Source organism: Pseudomonas sp. BN515 (assembly GCF_029873155.1).
Lineage (GTDB): Bacteria > Pseudomonadota > Gammaproteobacteria > Pseudomonadales > Pseudomonadaceae > Metapseudomonas.
On sequence record NZ_SSOH01000092.1, the window covers coordinates 185,562 to 202,501 of the forward strand.

A 16,940-nucleotide genomic window follows, 5' to 3' on the forward strand; every position below is an offset into this window, starting at 1 on the left:
TATACCAGCTCGGGTTTTCCGTCGCTGGCTCACTCGGAATTCGGGCGTTTGCTCCCGACTCCGGGTAACCTATGCAGCTATTTACGCTTTTGACCGAGGTAGCCCCGTGTTTTCCCAATTCGCCCTGCACGAACGTCTGCTCAAGGCCGTTGCCGAACTCAAATTCGTCGAGCCGACCCCGGTGCAGGCGGCGGCCATCCCGCCGGCCCTGGAAGGGCGCGACCTGCGGGTGACCGCCCAGACCGGTAGCGGCAAGACCGCCGCCTTCGTCCTGCCGCTGCTGAACCGCCTGATTGGCGAGGCCAAGCCCCGCGAGCGCATCCGTTCGCTGATCCTGCTGCCGACCCGCGAGCTGGCGCAGCAGACCCTGAAAGAGGTGGAGCGCTTTTCCCAGTTCACCTTCATCAAGTCCGGCATCGTCACCGGTGGGGAAGACTTCAAGGTGCAGGCAGCGATGCTGCGCAAGCTGCCTGACGTGCTGATCGCTACGCCCGGTCGCCTGATCGAGCACCTGAACTCTGGCACCGTGGATCTGCGCGAGGTGGAAGTGCTGGTGCTGGACGAAGCCGACCGCATGCTCGACATGGGTTTCGCCGAGGACATGCAGCGCATCACCGAACTCTGCGCCAACCGCCAGCAAACCCTGCTGTTCTCCGCCACCACCGGCGGCGCCGCGCTGCGCGAGGTTTCCGCCAATGTGTTGCGTGACCCGCTGCACCTGCGCCTGAACAGCGTCGATCAGCTCAACGAAAACACCCGCCAGCAGATCATCACGGCCGACCACCCCGAGCACAAAGAGGAGCTGGCGCGCTGGCTGCTGGCCAACGAGACCTACCAGAAGGCGATCATCTTCACCAACACCCGCGCCCAGGCCGATCGGCTGTACGGGCACTTGGTGGCGGGCGGCTACAAGGCGTTCGTGCTCCACGGCGACAAGGACCAGAAGGACCGCAAGCTGGCCATCGAACGCGTGAAGCAGGGCGGTACGAAGGTGCTGGTGGCCACCGATGTCGCCGCCCGTGGCCTGGACATCGAAGGCCTGGACCTGGTGATCAACTTCGACATGCCGCGCTCTGGCGACGAGTACGTGCACCGTGTCGGCCGCACCGGCCGTGCCGGTGGCGAAGGCCTGGCGATTTCGCTGATCTGCCATAACGACTGGAACCTGATGTCCAGCATCGAGCGCTACCTGAAGCAGAGCTTCGAACGCCGGACCATCAAGGAGCTCAAGGGCACCTACACCGGTCCGAAGAAGGTCAAGGCTTCCGGCAAGGCCGCTGGCGCCAAGAAGAAAAAGACCGACAAGAAAGGCGACAAGAAGGCCCCGGCCAAGGCCGCCGCGCCCAAGCGCAAGCCGAGCAAGCCGCGTGAAGAGTCCCGCGTGGTGAGCACCGATGGCCTGGCGCCGCTCAAGCGCAAGAAGCCGACGGCGGAGTAAGTCTTGTCATTCGACCTTGCCTGGCCAGTCCAGGCATTGCTCGTCATTTACCTGGTGATGAGCCTGGTCTGCTTCGTTGCCTATTGGCGTGACAAGCGTTTCGCCGTGGCCGGGGCGCAACGCACTCCTGAGTCCCGCCTCCACTTATACGAACTGCTGGGCGGCTGGCCCGGTGGCCTGCTGGCCCAGAGACTCATCCGCCACAAGAACCGCAAGGTCGCCTACCAGGTGAAGTTCTGGCTGATCGTGGCCCTGCATCTGGGCTTGCTGGGGTACTGGGTGTTGCATTGAGGCGAGCACGGCGGACCTGCGGTCCGCTTGGCGAATGAATTCGCCCCTACAGGAAAAGCGTCGAGGCCCAGGTAAGGCACGTACTGCTCCCTCTCCCGCTTGCGGGAGAGGGCTGGGGTGAGGGTGCTTCTCAGGGCACCAGCACAATCTTTCCATCCCGCTCGCCACCCGCTGCTGCGGCGACGGCTTCCTTGATCTGGCTGATGTCATAGGTGGCGGCGATGCGTGCCTTGAGCTTGCCGCTGGCGATCAGCTGGATCAGTTCGCCGAACAATTGCATCTGTTGTTGCGGCGTGGCCTGGCGGAACCAGCGCGCCAGCCAGAAGCCCTTCAGGGTCACATCGCGGAACACGAAGGAACCCGGATTCACCTGGCAGGGCTCGCCGCTCATGCGGCCGTAGTTCACCAGCACGCCACCTTCGGCCAGGCTGGCTGCGAGATGGTCGGTGGAGGCGCCGCCCACGGCGTCGATGCCCAGCTTCACCGGTGCGCCGCCGGTGGCTTCGCGTACGCGCTTGGCCAGGTCGGGACCGTCCACCAGCACAACGTCACCGCCTTCGGCCTGCACGGCCGCCACCGCCGAGTCGCGGCGCACCACATTGATGGTTTTCAGGCCGCGGATCTTCGCCAGTTGGATCAGGTAGCTGCCCACCCCCGAGTTGGCGGCGTTCTGGATCACCCAGTCGCCCGGCTGCAGGTCGACGAAATCACGCAGCATCAGATAGGCAGTGGGCGGGTTGACGGTGAGCATCGCCAGTTGCTGCGGATCGGCGCTGGGCAGGGGGATGAGCTGCTTGGCCTCGGCGATCAGGTGGGTACGCCAGGTGCCGCAACCCACTGGCAGCAGCACGGTCTGGCCGGGCTTAAGGCCGGTTACGTCGGCGGCTACTTCCAGCACTTCACCCACGCCTTCATTGCCGCCGATGGCGGGCAGCGGCGGCAGCATGCCGTATTCGCCGGTCAGGGTGAGCACATCGGAAGGGTTGATCGGCGCTGCCAGCACTTTCACCAGCGCCTGGCCGGCGGCCACTGCTGGCAGTTCGAACTCCACGGCTTCGATCACGTCCTGGGGCACCGGGCCACGGGTCTGGTATTCGGCTTTGAGCATGACGCTTCTCCTGGCGGCTTGAGGGGAGGTTGAGTCTAGCCGCAGGCGGCCGAGGGGGACTGAATCCCCCGCCATTCCCGTGGCTGATCGGCTGGCGCTAAGAGAACGCTGGAGGTCGTTCTGGTGCAGGCCCCGGGCAGAGCCTTTGTTAGGTTCGGCGGCGAAGCCGGAGTCGGAGCTTCGCCATGCTCACGCAAGCCATCAAAAGGAATAAGAAGAAGATGAAGATCGCCAAGACGTTGATGTCCGCTGCACTGTGTCTGGGATTGGCCACTGGCGCCCAGGCCGCGACTGAGCTCAAGCACTGGCCGGAGCCGGCCGCGAAGCAACTGGATGCGCTGATTACCAAGCACGCCAACCAGGGCAACTTCGCCGTATTCGACATGGACAACACCAGCTATCGCTACGACCTGGAAGAATCCTTGCTGCCGTTCCTGGAGATGAAGGGCGTCCTCACCCGCGAGAAGCTCGATCCTTCGCTCAAGCTGATCCCCTTCAAGGATGTGAACGGACACAAGGAAAGCCTCAACAGCTACTACTACCGCCTCTGCGAAGTGGACGACCTGGTTTGCTATCCCTGGGTCGCCCAGGTGTTTTCCGGTTTCACGCTGCGTGAGCTGAAGGGCTATGTCGACGAGCTGATGGCTTACGGCAAGCCGGTCCCCGCTACCTATTACGAAGGGGACGAAGTGAAGACCATCGAGATCAATCCGCCGAAGATCTTCACCGGCCAGAAGGAGCTGATGAACAAGCTCAGCGAGAATGGCATCGAGGTCTACATCATCACCGCCGCCCTGGAAGAGCTGGTGCGGATGGTCGCCTCGGACCCGAAATACGGCTACAACGTGAAGCCGGAGAACGTCATCGGCGTCACCACGCTGCTGAAGGACCGCAAGTCCGGTGCCGTGACCACCAGCCGCAAGCAGATCACCGATGGCAAGTACGACCCGAAGGCCAACCTCGACCTGGAACTGACTCCTTACCTGTGGACCCCGGCCACCTGGATGTCGGGCAAGTACGCGGCGATCCTCACCTACATCGATGAGTGGAAGAAGCCAATTCTTGCCGCTGGCGACACCCCCATCAGCGACGGCTACATGATGTTCCACGGCACCGATGTGGCCAACGGCGGCATCAATCTGTGGATCAACCGCAAGGCCAAGTACATGGATCAGATCAGCGCCATGCAGAAGCGCAATGCCGAGGCTCAGGCCAAGCAGGGCGTCCCGGTGACGGCGGACAAGAACTGGATCGTGGTGGTACCCGAAGACATTCAGTGACCGCATGTCCTCGCAAAACGACCGCCTCCGGGCGGTCGTTTCGTTTCATGCACTAGAGTCATTCCTGTCGGCTTGATCGGTGAGTCGGGCTGTCCTGGCTGGACAGTGATGCCTCACGCGGTGGCTGTTACCCTGCCGGGCCTTGCCTGAACCCCCGTCATGGAGTGATCGATGAAGTACCTGGCACTCGCCCTCAGCCTGAGCCTTGCCGGCTTGCCATCCGCGGCGCTGGCCTGGTCCAACCACGCCCTGGGTACCGCACTGGCGCTGGCGGATCTGCCGCAGATCAGGGACGCGCAACCGGTTCCGGTGGAAAGCCTGGAGTCCTTCCTGGAAGAGGAGGGCGTGGCTCTGGAGCAGTTGCTGGACGAGCAGGAGGAGTTCTTCCGCGAAAACCTTCCGGGCTACCCGGAACGACCCGATGAGCTGCGCTGGGTGCCCACCCATGGCGGTGACCACCGCAGGGCCTTCCTGACGGCGCTGCGGGTGAACCCCGAGATCAAGTTGGCCTCCTTCGTCCAGGCCCTGCCGGGAATGGACTGGAGCGGCCACACCGCCCTCGATGTCTCCGACGTGCTGGTGTTCCACAAGCTCAGCCTGTGGCGCGAATGGCGCTTCTACCAGGTGCAGCCCGGCGAGACGCTGCCTGCCCTGGCGATCGTTGCCAGTGCTGCCGATGAACCGGACTACGGCCACGACATCAATCTGTTCAGCGACAATCCGGGCGATGCCGGTGCCCGCTACAACTTCGGCCCGCAGCCCTTCGGCGATGCACGTTTCGAGTACTCCTCCCAGGCGCAGTTCCATATCGGTTACTACCACGAGGACGAGCTCATCTACCGTTCCGCGCCTTACCTGGCGCGTACCTATCCCGAAGTGCGGGTCCACCAGTACCTGGGCCTCGCGCGCTTCGCCTTCGAGAGCGGCCACCCCTACTGGGGCTATCGCTTCCTCGGCTGGGGGCTGCATTACATCCAGGACCTGACCCAGCCCTACCACGCCAAGGCCCTGCCGGGACACGGCACACCCGCGCTGATCTGGATCGCGCTGAAGGCCGCTGTCGGCCTGGACAACGACAAATTGGCGGCCATCGAGCAGGTGGCCAACCGGCACACCGAAGTGGAGAAGTACCAGGCCGACTGGTTGCGCAAATTGCTGCGCGAGGGGCGTAACGACAGCCCGCTCCTGCGGGCCTATGCCGACAGCCGCACGGATGCCGACTATCCGCCCTTCGACGGCGACTCGCTGCGCCTCGTGGTGTCCCAGGAGTCCTATGATGCCGCCGATGAATTCGACGCCCGCATCGGCCATTGGCTGGCGGGAGGGCGGACGCAGATGGGGTTCAGCCAGGGCAACCAGCTTGCGCCGTTGCCCGACGATGTTCAGCTGGACCAGACGCTGGTGCGGCTGATCCGCCACTTCGGCGCCCACAGCCGCAACGCCACGCGGGCGACGCTCCCCTGAGGGACGCTGCTCATCCTGTGGGGAACCGTGGGTAGAACAGGGGCGCCATTTCGGCGCCCCTTTGCTTAGTGATACTGCTGCAACCTCAACTCGGTGCTTTCGGGCAGTACGGCGCGCTCATCGCCCGGATTTTCCAGCTCGTTCTCCAGGGCGTCCTGCTGCCGGCCCAACAGGCCGAAGAGCGTGGTGATGGGGTGCAGAGGGCGCTTCTGCGCTACCTGGGCATTGGCTTCGGCGGCCACGGCAGCAGGCGGCAGCGGTTCGGTGGTGACGCGGAAGTCGCTGATCTCGATCACCCCACGACCCTCGGCCAGCAGGTGGAAAGAGAACGCCTTGCGCGCTTCGGGGTTGTCGAAAGCGAAGTTGACCTTCAGCGGCTTGCCCTGCTTGAGCAGCGGCAATTCGGGAATCGGCAGCGCTACGTCACGCTCGAATTCCTTGGCCTTGAGCCGCAATTGGGCACCCTTCTTGTCCATGCGCAGGACCTTGATGGTCATCTGCACGCTGGTGCGGCTGTTCTTCGGCAGTTCCATGTACTGGGCACCGATCAGGTTGTCCGCCCAGTCATCCCGGGCCTTCTCCTTGAGCCGAATGCGATCGCGCGTGGCGAACTGGTATTCCTGGCCGAGGCTGCCGCCCTGCAGGGACTGGTCCAGAAGCGATGCGCGCTGGGCGATCACGCGCGCCTTCTTGCCGCTGTAGCTGCCTAGGTAGCGGGCTTCGTCGGCTATGAATCCCTCGCTCTGGTAGCGCCGGCAGACCTGGCGGAAATCGCATTCAGTGAAGGTGTCCTTGCCATCGTGGTAGCGCAGCTTGCCGTTGGTGTAGGACATGATCTCGCGGCCGGTTTCATAGTCGCGGAACAGCGAACGGCCGGAGAGGTTCTGCGGCACGCGGTAGCCGAAGTAGTCGAGGATGGAGGCTGTCAGGTCGACATGGCCGTATACACCACTCTTGATCGGCGGCAGCGCGGCCTGCTCGGGCGCCAGAACCAGGTTGAAGCCCCAGGCGGAGGCGAGGCGGACGTTCTCGATGCCGTGGGATTCGTCCGAGGTGACGATCACCAGGGTGTCCTTCAGCACGCCCTGTTTTTCCAGGCCGGCGAGGAAGGCGTCCACGGCGTCATCCAGGTAGGCGATGGCGGCTTTCTTCGAGTCCGGGTAGCGCATCAGGTAGTCGACCGGGGCCGAGTAGGGCTGGTGGGTACCGACGGTGAGCAGAGTGAGCATCCACGGCTTCTTCTGGTGGCGCAGTTGTTTCACGTAGGTCTGTGCACCTTCGAAGAAGGCCTTGTCGTCCATGCCCCAGGGGAACTCCAGGTAGGCCTTGTTGCGGAACCAGTTGCGCCCCTGGGTCTTGTCGAAGCCCATCTGCGGCATGATCTTGTCCTTGGCCATGAAGCGCAGCCCGGCGCCCTGCAGGAAGTGGGTGCTGAAGCCGTGCTGGTGCATTTGCGAAGGCAGGCAGGCCTTGGCGCGTGCCGGGTTGTTCAGCAGTTCCAGTCCCTTGGGCGTGCCGGAGTCCAGCTTGCTGTAGTCGCCGCAGAGCATGGCGTACAGGCCGCGGATGGTCTGGTGGCTGTGCAGCACATAGTCCGGCGTGGTCATGGCGCGCTCGGCCCAGGCGCTGAGCTTGGGCATCAGCGAATCCTGGTAACTGCTGTTGATCGCGGCGCGGTTGGCGGCGATGTAGGCGCCAGGGATGCCTTCCAGGGTAATCACCAGGACGTTGCGTGCACGGCCGGGGCCGGCGAGCAGGGGCGTGCCGTTGAGGTCCAGTTGCGCCAGGCCGGCGATGTCCGGCGGAACCTCCGGCTGGTCGCCGTCGAGCCAGTCTTCGACCGCCAGCTGGCCGCTGCTCGCGGCACTGGCCATCAGCTTGTGGGGCAGGTTGAACTGCTTCCACTGGTCGGCATCGCTGGGCTGCACCGATTGCAGGGTGACGTACCCGGTCAGCAGCGCGGCCGGCGTGGCGAACCATTTCCAGTTCAGCGGATCGTGTCGGCGCCGCCAGCACAGCAGGCAGGCCAGGACGCTGGCACCCAGCGCCAGACCCAGGTACGGATGGGTGATGCCGCCGCCCTGGGTGGAATGACTGACGAATTGCGGGTCGAGCAGGTACTTGAGGTCACTCGGCTCTGGCATGCGGCCGACGGCGCCCACCAGTTCGGCATTGCCGAGGATCATCGTGCTCCAGAGCAGCATCAGCGGCAAAGCCAGCCACAGCGAGCGGCCGTAGAGCAGCACGATCAGGAAACTGCCGAAAGCGAGGTCGGAGAGGTAGCCGAAGGGGTTGGACCAGCCCAGCCAGTAGCGGCTGGCGAGGGGAATCACCAGGAACAGCACGCCGAGTGTTGCCAGCGATAGGGTTTGCGACAGCCAGCGGCTGGATGAGCGCACAGGAACTCCTGAGATGGGACAGTGAGAATCCGTCGGGTGATGCCGGAATACATGTAGGTCGCGCGTACGACGACATGATTCTGAAACATCGTTGTGCTAGCGACCAGTAGACAGTTTTGCAGAATGAAAATTCACGCGGGCTTGTGCGGCTTGTCTGGCGATGAAAGGCGCGTTTGACGGCCATCGTGATACCGGCACCGGATGCCCGGCGCTCGTGGTTCGCCGGCCGGCCAGCAGGTAGAATGCCGCTTCGAATTTCAGAGGTAGCGAAGATGGCACTTTTCGGGCGTTTCAATTCACTTCAGGTGGCCAAGCACACCGAGTTCGGTCTGTACCTGGATGGCGGCCCGGATGGCGAAATCCTCCTGCCCAGGCGCTATGTGCCCAAGGACCAGCCCACCGAAGTGGGCGACTGGCTGAATGTCTTCCTTTATCTGGACAGCGAAGACCGTCCGGTGGCCACCACGCTCAAGCCCAAGGTCCAGGTCGGCGGCTTCGCCAGCCTCAAGGTCGTGGAGATCAACCGCATCGGCCTGTTCCTCGACTGGGGCCTGCCCAAGGACCTGCTGCTGCCGCATTCGGAGGAGAAGCGCCCGCTGCAGGTCGGCGACTATTGCGTGGTGCACGTCTACCTCGACAAGCGTACCCGCCGCATCACCGCTACCGCCCGGCTGGACCGCTACCTGGACCAGACCCCGCCGCGCTACAAGCCGGGTCAGGAAGTCGACCTGCTGGTGGTGGACAAGACCGACCTCGGCTTCAAGGCGATCATCGACGGCAAGCACTGGGGCCTGATCCACAAGAACGAAATGTTCAAGTTCGTGCGCAGTGGCATGCGCGAGAAGGGCTACATCAAGGAAATCCGTGATGACGGCAAGATCAGCCTGAGCCTGCAGCCCGTGGGAGCGGAAGCGGTCAGCGGTCTGGGCGAGCAGATCATCGCGGCGCTGCGTGCCGAAGGTGGCATGCTGAACCTGTCCGACAAGAGCCCACCTGAAGTGATCAGCCAGCGTTTCGGCGTCAGCAAGGGTAATTTCAAGAAGGCCATCGGTGGCCTCTACAAGCAGGGGCTGATCCGCATCGAAGACGATCGCATCGAACTGCTCTGATCCCCCTGCAGGCCGCGCCTGGCGCGGCATTGCATACAAAGCCCCCGGCCCGGCGCACACCCAGGCCGGGGGCTTTGCCTTTCAGTGGTCTTGCAAATTGCACGCTGCAAACTCCCGAAATCGTGCGCAATGCATGGAAAAAGTTGTTCAAAAATTTTGCAAACGACTGATTTATTTGGCGTTTCCGTTGTCATAGCGCTGGCATGCACGCTGCAAACGAGGTGCAGGAGCAATCACTTTTCTGGGAGAGAAAGACATGGATCTGGATTTTGACAAGCTGATCAGCGCCTTTCCGGAATACGAGCTGAGCACCAAGCCTCGGCCCGATGGTGGCTTTGTGCTGACGCTGGAGCGCGATGGGAAATTCTTCCAGCGCGTGGTGGCGGCGACGGTACAGCTGGATTGGCTGGTCAGCACGCTCAAGCGCGACCTGGCGCTGGAGCATGGAGAAGTTCCACCGGTGGATTCGCTGAAGGTGCTACACCGAAAGCCTCTGCCGCGCTACTTGCGCGCCTGAGGCGGACAGGCCGCGACAGGGACATCGCGGCCGGAATGACCAGGGATCAGGTCTCGATACCGGAGGGAGGCAGCATGGCGTCCTCTTCCTTGCCCTCATTCTTGTTCGACGGCGCGCGTGGTGTCTGCTCGCGGGCTTCGTCCTTTTTCGGTTCGCCCAGCAATTCCTTGGCTGAAGCCTGGGCTTCGTCCACTTTCTTGTTCAATTCGTTGACCGCTTCGCCAATGGCTTCCCGGGCGATCTCCTGGGCGGCCGCCTCGGCTTTCTCCGCCAGCTTGTTGGCCGATTCCTCGGCCAGGTCGCAGCCGGCGAGGCTGGCCAGCAGGCCGGCGCCGAGCAGCAGGGCGGTGAGGCGGGGGACAGGTTTCATGCAGTGATTCTCCAGTTACGACACGCGGCGCCATCATTGCCTACGGCAGGCGCAGAGGAAACAAGCCAGTCCGGCGATTCTGTATGCGGACGTTTCCAATTTTACGCGCATGGGAAAGCCCCGGGTCTACAGCGGCGACTGGATAGAGTCCGGGGCTTGGGGCCGGCACACGCCAACCTCGAATAAACTGACCGACGGATCGCAGTGGGGTTCCGCGCGACGGCGCCACCGGCTCTGCTTCACTAGGCTTGGTGGGGTGGGCAACGCTGAAGCGGGGGCGAAATGGGCAAGGTGCCGAGGCTGGTCACACTCTGTTTGCTGCTCCTGGCGCCGGCACCGGCCTTCGCTCAGGACGTGACCTTCGACGACATCCAGCCGATCCTCCAATCCCGTTGCGTGATGTGCCATTCCGGCGAAGCCGCGCCGCTCGGCCTGCGGCTAACCAGCCTCGATGAACTGCTCAAGGGCAGCAGCCGGCCGGTGGTGAAAACCGGCGATCCCGCCGCCAGCGAGTTGATCCGGCGCCTGAAAGGCCAGAGCCAGCCGCGCATGCCGATGACCGGGCCGCCCTTTCTCAGTGATACCGAAATCGCCTTGTTCGAGGGTTGGATTGCTGGCGGATTGCAGGCTGGCAGCCGTCCCTCTAATGCCACCGTCCCGCCTGCATCGCTGCAACGCCCGCCCCCTGGCCAGCCGGTCACCTACAGCCATGTGGCGCCGATATTCGCCAGTCGCTGCGTCAAGTGCCATTCCCCCTACGGCCTGATGGGGTCTGCCCCGGAGGGTCTGCTGCTGGATTCCTATGGGGCCATTCTCGATCGCCATGAGCGCGTGCGTGTGGTGCCGGGCTCCTCCGGCGCCAGTGAACTGGTGCGGCGCATACGTGGCCAGTCGCAGCCGCAGATGCCCTATGACGGCCCGCCTTTTCTCAGCGACGAGGAAGTCCGCCTGATCGCCGATTGGATCGACCAGGGGGCGCGCGATGCCGAAGGCCGGCCGGCGCCCAGCCCCGTGGGGTCGCGGGTACGGTTGCAAGGTGTGCTGGGGGAAGGCTGGACGCTGGATTCAGTGCCACTGGCGATAGGCCCTGGCACCCGCATCGACAAATCGCCGGGCGTCGGGGACTACGTGGAAGTGCGCGGGCGTTGGGGCGCGGATGGCCGGATAGTGGTGGAGCGCATCCGTCGGCGCTGACCACTGGCCGGGGCAGGCTTCCCTGACTCCGCTTTCACGAAGATGCATGAAGCCGGCAGAGCCCGGTCAGGCCTCGGAAGGGGCGAGCGCCTTGCGTTGCTGGCGGCCGCGCAGCAACTCGGCACCGCTGACCAGCACGATGCCACCCAATACCAGGGTTGCGCCGATGGCGAAGGACGGGTCGATGGTCTCGCCCAGCACCAGCACACCGAAGGTGACGCCGAACAGCGGCGTCATGAAGGACAGCACCGACAGGCGCGACGCCAGGTAACGGCGCAGCAGCCAGAACCAGGCCAGGTAGCTCACCAGGGCGATGACCACCACCTGGAAGGCCAGGCTGATGACGGCCTTCTGGGTCAGTTGCATGTCGGTCTTGCCGGTGCTGAACGCCACCACGGTGAGCAGCAGGACGGCGCCGAACAGTTGGTAGAACAGGGTCTTCACCGGGTTGGCCTCGGACAGCTTCGACCCGCGTATCACCAGGGTGGTGGCGCCCCAGGCGAGGGCGCCGCACAGGGCGTAGATGTCGCCCAGCAACGCATTGCCGGGTGCACCGGCGGGTTGATCGAGGAAGGCCGTGGCGATGCCGCCGAAGGCCACCAGCACGCCCAGCCACTGGATGGGCGAGAGGCGCTCCTCGGGCAGCATCAGGTGCAGGCCGAGGGCTGCGAACATGGGGGCGGTGTAGAGAAATACCGACAGGTGCGAGGCGCTGGTGTGATTCAGTCCTTCGCCGATGAACAGGAATTCCAGGGCGAACAGCGTACCGACCGTGATCCCCGGCAGCAGGGTGCCGTCGCTGAAGGCGCCGCGTCCTTCCTTCCACAACACCAGGGCGCCCAGCACCAGGGCGGCGCCACCGGAGCGGATGGCCAGCTGCAGGATGGAGGGCACGTCATCCAGCGTCAGCTTGATCGCCACTTGCTGGAAGCCCCAGCAGATGCAGAGGACGAACATCAGTCCGCAGGCGAACCAGTCCAGGGGAAGGCGGGAGGGTTTCATCGTTCGACTCGCAAGGCAGAGGTGCGCGGCAGACGCCGCCAATGGGTTGCAGGATCATCTTCGGCTGGCTTGCTTTCAAACGATGATTTGTCATCATGCTTTGACTTGAACTCAAAGCGAACCCGCCATGCGTCTCCCCTCACTCATCGCCCTGCGTACCTTCGAGGTTGCTGCCCGCAGCCGCAATTTCACTGAAGCCGCCCAGGAGCTTTCGGTGACGCCGGGAGCGGTGAGCCGGCAGATCCGCCTGCTGGAAGCTGAACTGGGCGTGAGCCTGTTCGACCGCACGCGCAACACCGTCACCCTGAACGACAACGGACGCCGCCTGGCCGCCACCGTTGCCCAGGCCTTCGAGCTGCTGGAGCGGGGCGCCGATGAATTGCGTGGACAGGACGAAGGGCCGATCCACATCACCTGTGCCCCGTCCATCGCCAGCCACTGGCTGATGCGCCGGCTCAACCAGTTCTCCGCCTGCAACCCGGACATCACCCTCAGCCTGGAAGCCACCGAGCAGTTGGTGGACCTTGAGCGCGGCGAGGCGACCCTGGCCATTCGCTTCACCACCACCGACGCGCCCATGCCGGCCAGCGAGTTGCTGTTCGTCGAAGAGTTCTTTCCGGTATGCAGCCCCGCCTACCTGGAGCAGTACGGCGCGGTGCGCGAACCGCGGGACTTGCTCGGCGCCCGGCTTATCCACACCCACTGGAAGAACACCGGCAACTTGCATCTGCCGAGCTGGGAAGACTGGTTCACCACCTTTGTGGGCGAGCCAGGGCCGGTGAAGGGGGGGATGCGCTTCGGCCTGATCGGCCACGCCATCCAGGGGGCGGTGAGTGGACAGGGTTTCGCTCTGGGTTCCACGGCCCTGGCTTTTGACGACATCGCCAATGGCCGGCTGGTGCTGCCTTTCGGCGAGGGTTGCCGCCTGTCGACACCCTGGGCCTACCGGCTGGCCTGGAGCCGCAGGTCGCCCCCGGCAGAGAAAGTGCGCAGGCTGATCGACTGGCTGCTGGCCGAAGCCCGCGCCAGCACAATGTCGGATCAGGGAGCGGTGAAAGCGGGTTGAAGCGGCGGATGACGCCAGGCGTTGCATCCGCCGCCGCAGGCGTGGATCACATCATCTTGCGCCACTGATGCAGGCGGTGTTGCAGGCCTTCTGCCCAGTCCGGCGTGGCTTGTCCGGTGCCAGCGGTCCTGAGCATCGGGTGGTGGCTGACGACAGTGGCGAGAATGGCTTCCTGCGCGGGTTTCACATCGACGAAGAACACATGCTTGCCTTCTTCCAGGGTGCGCTGGAAACGCTTCACCACGGCATTGGGTGTCTGGATTCCGAACAGGCTGCCTTCCCAGACGCTGAAGCCGAACAGGGCGATGGCGAGGAAGATGAAGGGGATCCAGCCGGCGGCCGTGCCGGTCCAGCCACTGAACCAGGCCACCAGCATCACCAGCGCCGCCAGGGCGATGCCAATGCCGACGCCGATCAGGCCGGAATGGACCATATCGAGCTTCATCACGGAGGACACGTCGTGGAGTTGGTAGTGCTCGACGTCGGCATCGCGTTCGCTGAGCACGTGGATCTGCTCATGATCGATGCCCTGGGCTTCGAGCTCGTCTTCGACCCTTTCCAGGTCTTTGAGGTTGTCGCTGATGTAGTAGTGCCGCTGCATGGGACACCTCCCATCTGGCTGGCGCCGGGCCCCTCCGGCCATTACCCCCAGTTCCGGCCGCTGGCGGCCTGAATGGAAGTTTAGCGTGGTGGGCCCTGTGGCAAGCGGCATCCGCCCATCGGCAGGACGGAGCGTTGGCGCCGGGCGTCAGGTCGCGTGCCTGACCGCCCGTTGGCGCCAGGAAGGTCTTACTTGTTGCCGATGCGGATGTGGCGGCTCGGCGCGACCTGGGCGCTCACGCCCTTGGCGATCTCCTGGATCTCGCCACCCTTGTTCAGGAAGGCGGCAATCTGAGCTTCCAGGGCTTCGCTGCTGGTGGTGGCTGCCGGCGGCTTGGGGGTGCTGCTGTGGGAAGTCTTGATGCGCATTTCACTTTCTCTGTACGTAGTGGCCGGGTGGGGCCATTTAAAACCACTGAAAAAAAAACCGGCCCGAAGGCCGGTTCTTTTTCGGCTCGTGCTTACAGCACTTGCACTTCGTCGGCCTGCATGCCTTTTTGGCCCTGCACGGCGATGAAGGAGACCTTCTGGCCTTCCTTCAGGCTCTTGAAGCCGGCGCTTTGGATGGAACGGTAGTGAACGAACAGATCCGGGCCGTTATCGGTGGTAATGAAGCCGAAGCCCTTTTCATCGTTGAACCACTTGACGGTACCGGTTTGGCGCTCGGACATTTGAATGTCTCCTAGAAACTGAATTATTGCTGGGCTGGATCGTTCCAGCCTGTCACTGAGTGCAGATAGTCGGCAACCGATGAAGAGGGGACCGCTAAAGTACAGACCGTTTCCCGGTGACACATGCATCACAGCGCTCGACACAATACCTGTGCTTTCGAGGAATGCCTAACCTTTTATTCGCCGGCCGTCAGTTCACCCCGCCAAAGCGCCATTGCAAGCCCCATGCAACGACTGTCCGACCAGTGGATCATCGCTCGCAAGGGGCGCGGAACCATTTGCTGGTACCGACACCCGTTACCTATGTCCACCGGCTGAACACGCGGCGCACCCTACAGCTGTTGGATCTGTGGGGGCGATTTCAATCGCGAATGAATTCGCCCCTGCAACGGGTGAACTAGGCTCCTTGAGTCGCCACTGGAGGGCCTCATGTTCCGCACCGTCGAATCCCAGCTGTCCCGTCTGGCCGTCACCGCCGAACTCAGGGTGGAGTTCCTGCAATACGACTTCGAGCGATTGCGCACTTTCTGCATGCTGGTGTTCAGCCTCAGCATCGCGCTCTGGTTTCTCTTCGACCTGGTGGTGAGCTTCGAGGGAGGGCAGGGCTTCACCATCAGGTCCATCTACTTCCTGGCGCTGCTCGGTGGCTTGACCTGCTGTGTGCCCTTTATTCGCAAGGCGGGGCATTTCTATCTGCTTAATCTCGCCTTCGTAATGGTCTACTGCCTGGGCGCACGGCTGGTGATCGACGGCATCCCGCTTGATCTCCAGCCGCTCTGGCTGACGCTCACCGCCTCCAGCATCATCTTCCTTGCCTCGGTACTGCCGCAGAGCAACTTCAGTTTCTTCGCCGTGCTGGTGCTGAGTTGGGCGCTGCTCAATCCCTTCTTCCACGACGTCCCGGTGCTGGAGCTCAAGGGCACGCTGATCCTGTTCTATGCGCTCGTCTTCTCCACCCTGACCGTCTACACCCATCTGCGTCTGCGCCAGGGCAAGCTGCACAACTACCTGATGGCCAAGCTGCTGATGGAGCAGGCCTATATCGATGCGTTGACCCAGATCCCCAACCGCCGCGCCTTCATGACCCGCACCGCTGCGCGCCTGGAGAAGTCCGCACCCGGTCAGCGTCGTTACCTGGCCATGGTGGATATCGACTTTTTCAAGAGGATCAACGACAGCTTCGGCCATGACATCGGCGACGAAGTGCTGCAGCGCGTCGCCGGGAACATCCGCGATGCGATGGGCGGGTTCGAGTTCGCCCGCCTGGGCGGTGAAGAGTTCGGTGTCTATCTCTGGGAGCTGTCGCCGGAAGAAGCCTGGAAATCCATGGACAGGTTGCTGCACGCGGTGCGTGATACACCCTCTGCGCATCCCGCCACCATTAGCGTCGGGCTTGCCAGGCTGGCCGATGGCGACAGCATCAACCAGGCGCTGATCAAGGCCGATCAGGCGCTCTACGAGTCCAAGCACAATGGGCGCGACCGCTGCACCTACGCGCCCTGAGGCCAGGGCGCGGCCTGTTCCCGTACCACCTGTTCCAGCCAATCCATGAAGGCCCGCACGCGCCGGGGCAGACGTCGGTGGGCATAGAGCAAGGTGGCTTCCAGCGGCGGTGCCTGGAAGTTCGGCAGCAGCGCTACCAATTCGCCACTCTGCAGGTACTCGCGCACGCCATGCAGCGGCACCTGGATCAGCCCGAGCCCGCCGAGGCAGGCAGCGCTGTAGGCCTCGGCGTTGTTCACCGCCACGCTGCCGGCCATGGGCAGGAAATGCACCTTGTCGCCGGCCAGGTATTCGAACCCCGCCGGCCGGCTGCCCAGCACCGGCACGTAGTGCACCAGCCGGTGCCGGCTGAGGTCCTCCAGCGTGCGCGGCACGCCATGGTCCGCGAGGTAGTCGCGGCTGGCGACGTTGACCATCGGAAAGCCGCCCAGGGAGCGCGCCACCAGAGAGGTGTCCAGCACCGGTCCCACCCGCAGCACCAGGTCGAAGCCCTCACGCACCAGGTCCACCCGACGGTCGGTGCTGCTGACTTCCATTTCCACACCCGGATGCCGACCGGTGAACTCAGCCAGGCGTGGCATCACCACCTTGCGAGCGAGCACGGTGGGCATGTCCACGCGGATGCGGCCAGCCAAGGCGGTAGCGTCTTCGCGGAACAGACCTTCCAGCTCGTCCATCTGTGCCAGCAGTTCGCGGCTGCGCTCGTAGAACAGCAGGCCGTCCTGGGTCGCCTGCACCCGTCGCGTGGTGCGTTGCAGCAATCGCGCGCCCAGCAGGTCTTCCAGGGCTTGTATCTGGTCGGACACGGTGGAGCGGGGCAGGCCGAGGCTGTCGGCGGCCTGCGTGAAACTTGACAGCTCGCTCACCCGTACGAAGGTTTTCAGTAGCTCCAGCTTGTTCATCCGTGTGGCGCCTCCCTCCGGATTGT

Annotated in this window: 17 protein-coding genes; 9 read left to right on the top strand and 8 right to left on the bottom strand. The window is 63.7% G+C overall.

Annotated elements, in window-relative coordinates; translation table 11 throughout:
* Nucleotides 1–106: 106 nt before the first annotated feature.
* The gene (locus E8E91_RS26480) at nt 107–1,438 is read left to right on the top strand and encodes a DEAD/DEAH box helicase (RefSeq protein WP_280380003.1); all 1,332 of its coding nucleotides are present in this window, start codon (nt 107–109) and stop codon (nt 1,436–1,438) included.
* A gap of 3 nt (nt 1,439–1,441) precedes the next feature.
* Entirely contained in the window at nt 1,442–1,729 is a 288-nt protein-coding gene (locus tag E8E91_RS26485; RefSeq protein WP_263399191.1) for a DUF1294 domain-containing protein, read from the top strand.
* 130 nt (nt 1,730–1,859) lie between these two features.
* Here E8E91_RS26485 and E8E91_RS26490 read toward each other — a convergent pair whose 3' ends face one another.
* Nucleotides 1,860–2,837 carry a zinc-dependent alcohol dehydrogenase family protein gene (locus E8E91_RS26490; protein ID WP_280380005.1) on the bottom strand — a complete coding sequence of 326 codons (978 nt, stop codon included), beginning with the start codon at nt 2,835–2,837 and terminating at the stop codon, nt 1,860–1,862.
* 221 nt (nt 2,838–3,058) lie between these two features.
* On the opposite strand from E8E91_RS26490, the gene E8E91_RS26495 reads away from it, so the two are divergent.
* Both E8E91_RS26495 and E8E91_RS26500 read left to right on the top strand, forming a co-directional pair.
* Nucleotides 3,059–4,117 (top strand): haloacid dehalogenase-like hydrolase, encoded by a 1,059-nt coding sequence (locus tag E8E91_RS26495; RefSeq protein WP_280380007.1) that lies wholly within the window; start codon nt 3,059–3,061, stop codon nt 4,115–4,117.
* Between the two features lie 171 nt (nt 4,118–4,288).
* Nucleotides 4,289–5,581 (top strand): phospholipase, encoded by a 1,293-nt coding sequence (locus tag E8E91_RS26500; RefSeq protein ID WP_280380009.1) that lies wholly within the window; start codon nt 4,289–4,291, stop codon nt 5,579–5,581.
* Nucleotides 5,582–5,646: 65 nt separating this feature from the next.
* On the opposite strand, the gene E8E91_RS26505 is transcribed toward E8E91_RS26500, so the two are convergent.
* Entirely contained in the window at nt 5,647–7,980 is a 2,334-nt protein-coding gene (locus E8E91_RS26505; RefSeq protein ID WP_280380011.1) for an LTA synthase family protein, read from the bottom strand.
* A 272-nt stretch (nt 7,981–8,252) separates the two neighbouring features.
* On the opposite strand from E8E91_RS26505, the gene E8E91_RS26510 reads away from it, so the two are divergent.
* Both E8E91_RS26510 and E8E91_RS26515 read left to right on the top strand, forming a co-directional pair.
* On the top strand, nt 8,253–9,089 hold the full coding sequence (locus tag E8E91_RS26510) for a S1-like domain-containing RNA-binding protein (RefSeq protein ID WP_280380013.1): 837 nt from the start codon (nt 8,253–8,255) through the stop codon (nt 9,087–9,089).
* A gap of 256 nt (nt 9,090–9,345) precedes the next feature.
* Nucleotides 9,346–9,606 (top strand): DUF3509 domain-containing protein, encoded by a 261-nt coding sequence (locus E8E91_RS26515; protein WP_190832800.1) that lies wholly within the window; start codon nt 9,346–9,348, stop codon nt 9,604–9,606.
* 46 nt (nt 9,607–9,652) lie between these two features.
* Here E8E91_RS26515 and E8E91_RS26520 read toward each other — a convergent pair whose 3' ends face one another.
* A complete protein-coding gene (locus tag E8E91_RS26520) occupies nt 9,653–9,976 on the bottom strand; it encodes a hypothetical protein (RefSeq protein ID WP_280380015.1) in 324 nt (107 codons plus the stop codon).
* Between the two features lie 282 nt (nt 9,977–10,258).
* Between E8E91_RS26520 and E8E91_RS26525 the strand changes: the two genes are divergently transcribed.
* Nucleotides 10,259–11,170: a c-type cytochrome domain-containing protein gene (locus E8E91_RS26525; protein WP_280380017.1), complete on the top strand. Its 912-nt coding sequence runs from the start codon at nt 10,259–10,261 to the stop codon at nt 11,168–11,170.
* Nucleotides 11,171–11,236: 66 nt separating this feature from the next.
* Here E8E91_RS26525 and E8E91_RS26530 read toward each other — a convergent pair whose 3' ends face one another.
* On the bottom strand, nt 11,237–12,172 hold the full coding sequence (locus E8E91_RS26530) for a DMT family transporter (RefSeq protein ID WP_280380019.1): 936 nt from the start codon (nt 12,170–12,172) through the stop codon (nt 11,237–11,239).
* Between the two features lie 127 nt (nt 12,173–12,299).
* Between E8E91_RS26530 and E8E91_RS26535 the strand changes: the two genes are divergently transcribed.
* Complete coding sequence (locus tag E8E91_RS26535) at nt 12,300–13,238, top strand: LysR substrate-binding domain-containing protein (protein WP_280380021.1); 939 nt, start codon at nt 12,300–12,302, stop codon at nt 13,236–13,238.
* Between the two features lie 46 nt (nt 13,239–13,284).
* Here E8E91_RS26535 and E8E91_RS26540 read toward each other — a convergent pair whose 3' ends face one another.
* From E8E91_RS26540 to E8E91_RS26550, 3 genes are all read right to left on the bottom strand, one after another.
* Nucleotides 13,285–13,839, bottom strand: coding sequence for a magnesium transporter (locus tag E8E91_RS26540; RefSeq protein ID WP_280363120.1), 555 nt, complete (start codon nt 13,837–13,839; stop codon nt 13,285–13,287).
* 188 nt (nt 13,840–14,027) lie between these two features.
* Nucleotides 14,028–14,207 (bottom strand): hypothetical protein, encoded by a 180-nt coding sequence (locus tag E8E91_RS26545; RefSeq protein ID WP_028626729.1) that lies wholly within the window; start codon nt 14,205–14,207, stop codon nt 14,028–14,030.
* A 92-nt stretch (nt 14,208–14,299) separates the two neighbouring features.
* The gene (locus E8E91_RS26550; RefSeq protein WP_120652128.1) at nt 14,300–14,509 is read right to left on the bottom strand and encodes a cold-shock protein; all 210 of its coding nucleotides are present in this window, start codon (nt 14,507–14,509) and stop codon (nt 14,300–14,302) included.
* Nucleotides 14,510–14,938: 429 nt separating this feature from the next.
* On the opposite strand from E8E91_RS26550, the gene E8E91_RS26555 reads away from it, so the two are divergent.
* Nucleotides 14,939–16,012, top strand: a complete 1,074-nt coding sequence (locus E8E91_RS26555) for a GGDEF domain-containing protein (RefSeq protein ID WP_280380022.1) — start codon at nt 14,939–14,941, stop codon at nt 16,010–16,012.
* Here the strand turns inward: E8E91_RS26555 and E8E91_RS26560 are convergent.
* Nucleotides 16,000–16,914: a LysR family transcriptional regulator gene (locus E8E91_RS26560; protein WP_280380024.1), complete on the bottom strand. Its 915-nt coding sequence runs from the start codon at nt 16,912–16,914 to the stop codon at nt 16,000–16,002. The two genes, E8E91_RS26555 and E8E91_RS26560, sit on opposite strands and share 13 nt — an antisense overlap.
* Nucleotides 16,915–16,940: the final 26 nt, after the last annotated feature.

Coding starts and splice junctions, on each gene's coding strand:
- E8E91_RS26490 (WP_280380005.1), bottom strand. CDS start 2,837: ATGCTCAAAGCCGAATACCAGACCCGTGGCCCGGTGCCCCAGGACGTG.
- E8E91_RS26495 (WP_280380007.1), top strand. CDS start 3,059: ATGAAGATCGCCAAGACGTTGATGTCCGCTGCACTGTGTCTGGGATTG.
- E8E91_RS26500 (WP_280380009.1), top strand. CDS start 4,289: ATGAAGTACCTGGCACTCGCCCTCAGCCTGAGCCTTGCCGGCTTGCCA.
- E8E91_RS26510 (WP_280380013.1), top strand. CDS start 8,253: ATGGCACTTTTCGGGCGTTTCAATTCACTTCAGGTGGCCAAGCACACC.
- E8E91_RS26515 (WP_190832800.1), top strand. CDS start 9,346: ATGGATCTGGATTTTGACAAGCTGATCAGCGCCTTTCCGGAATACGAG.
- E8E91_RS26520 (WP_280380015.1), bottom strand. CDS start 9,976: ATGAAACCTGTCCCCCGCCTCACCGCCCTGCTGCTCGGCGCCGGCCTG.
- E8E91_RS26525 (WP_280380017.1), top strand. CDS start 10,259: ATGGGCAAGGTGCCGAGGCTGGTCACACTCTGTTTGCTGCTCCTGGCG.
- E8E91_RS26530 (WP_280380019.1), bottom strand. CDS start 12,172: ATGAAACCCTCCCGCCTTCCCCTGGACTGGTTCGCCTGCGGACTGATG.
- E8E91_RS26535 (WP_280380021.1), top strand. CDS start 12,300: ATGCGTCTCCCCTCACTCATCGCCCTGCGTACCTTCGAGGTTGCTGCC.
- E8E91_RS26540 (WP_280363120.1), bottom strand. CDS start 13,839: ATGCAGCGGCACTACTACATCAGCGACAACCTCAAAGACCTGGAAAGG.
- E8E91_RS26545 (WP_028626729.1), bottom strand. CDS start 14,207: ATGCGCATCAAGACTTCCCACAGCAGCACCCCCAAGCCGCCGGCAGCC.
- E8E91_RS26550 (WP_120652128.1), bottom strand. CDS start 14,509: ATGTCCGAGCGCCAAACCGGTACCGTCAAGTGGTTCAACGATGAAAAG.
- E8E91_RS26555 (WP_280380022.1), top strand. CDS start 14,939: ATGTTCCGCACCGTCGAATCCCAGCTGTCCCGTCTGGCCGTCACCGCC.
- E8E91_RS26560 (WP_280380024.1), bottom strand. CDS start 16,914: ATGAACAAGCTGGAGCTACTGAAAACCTTCGTACGGGTGAGCGAGCTG.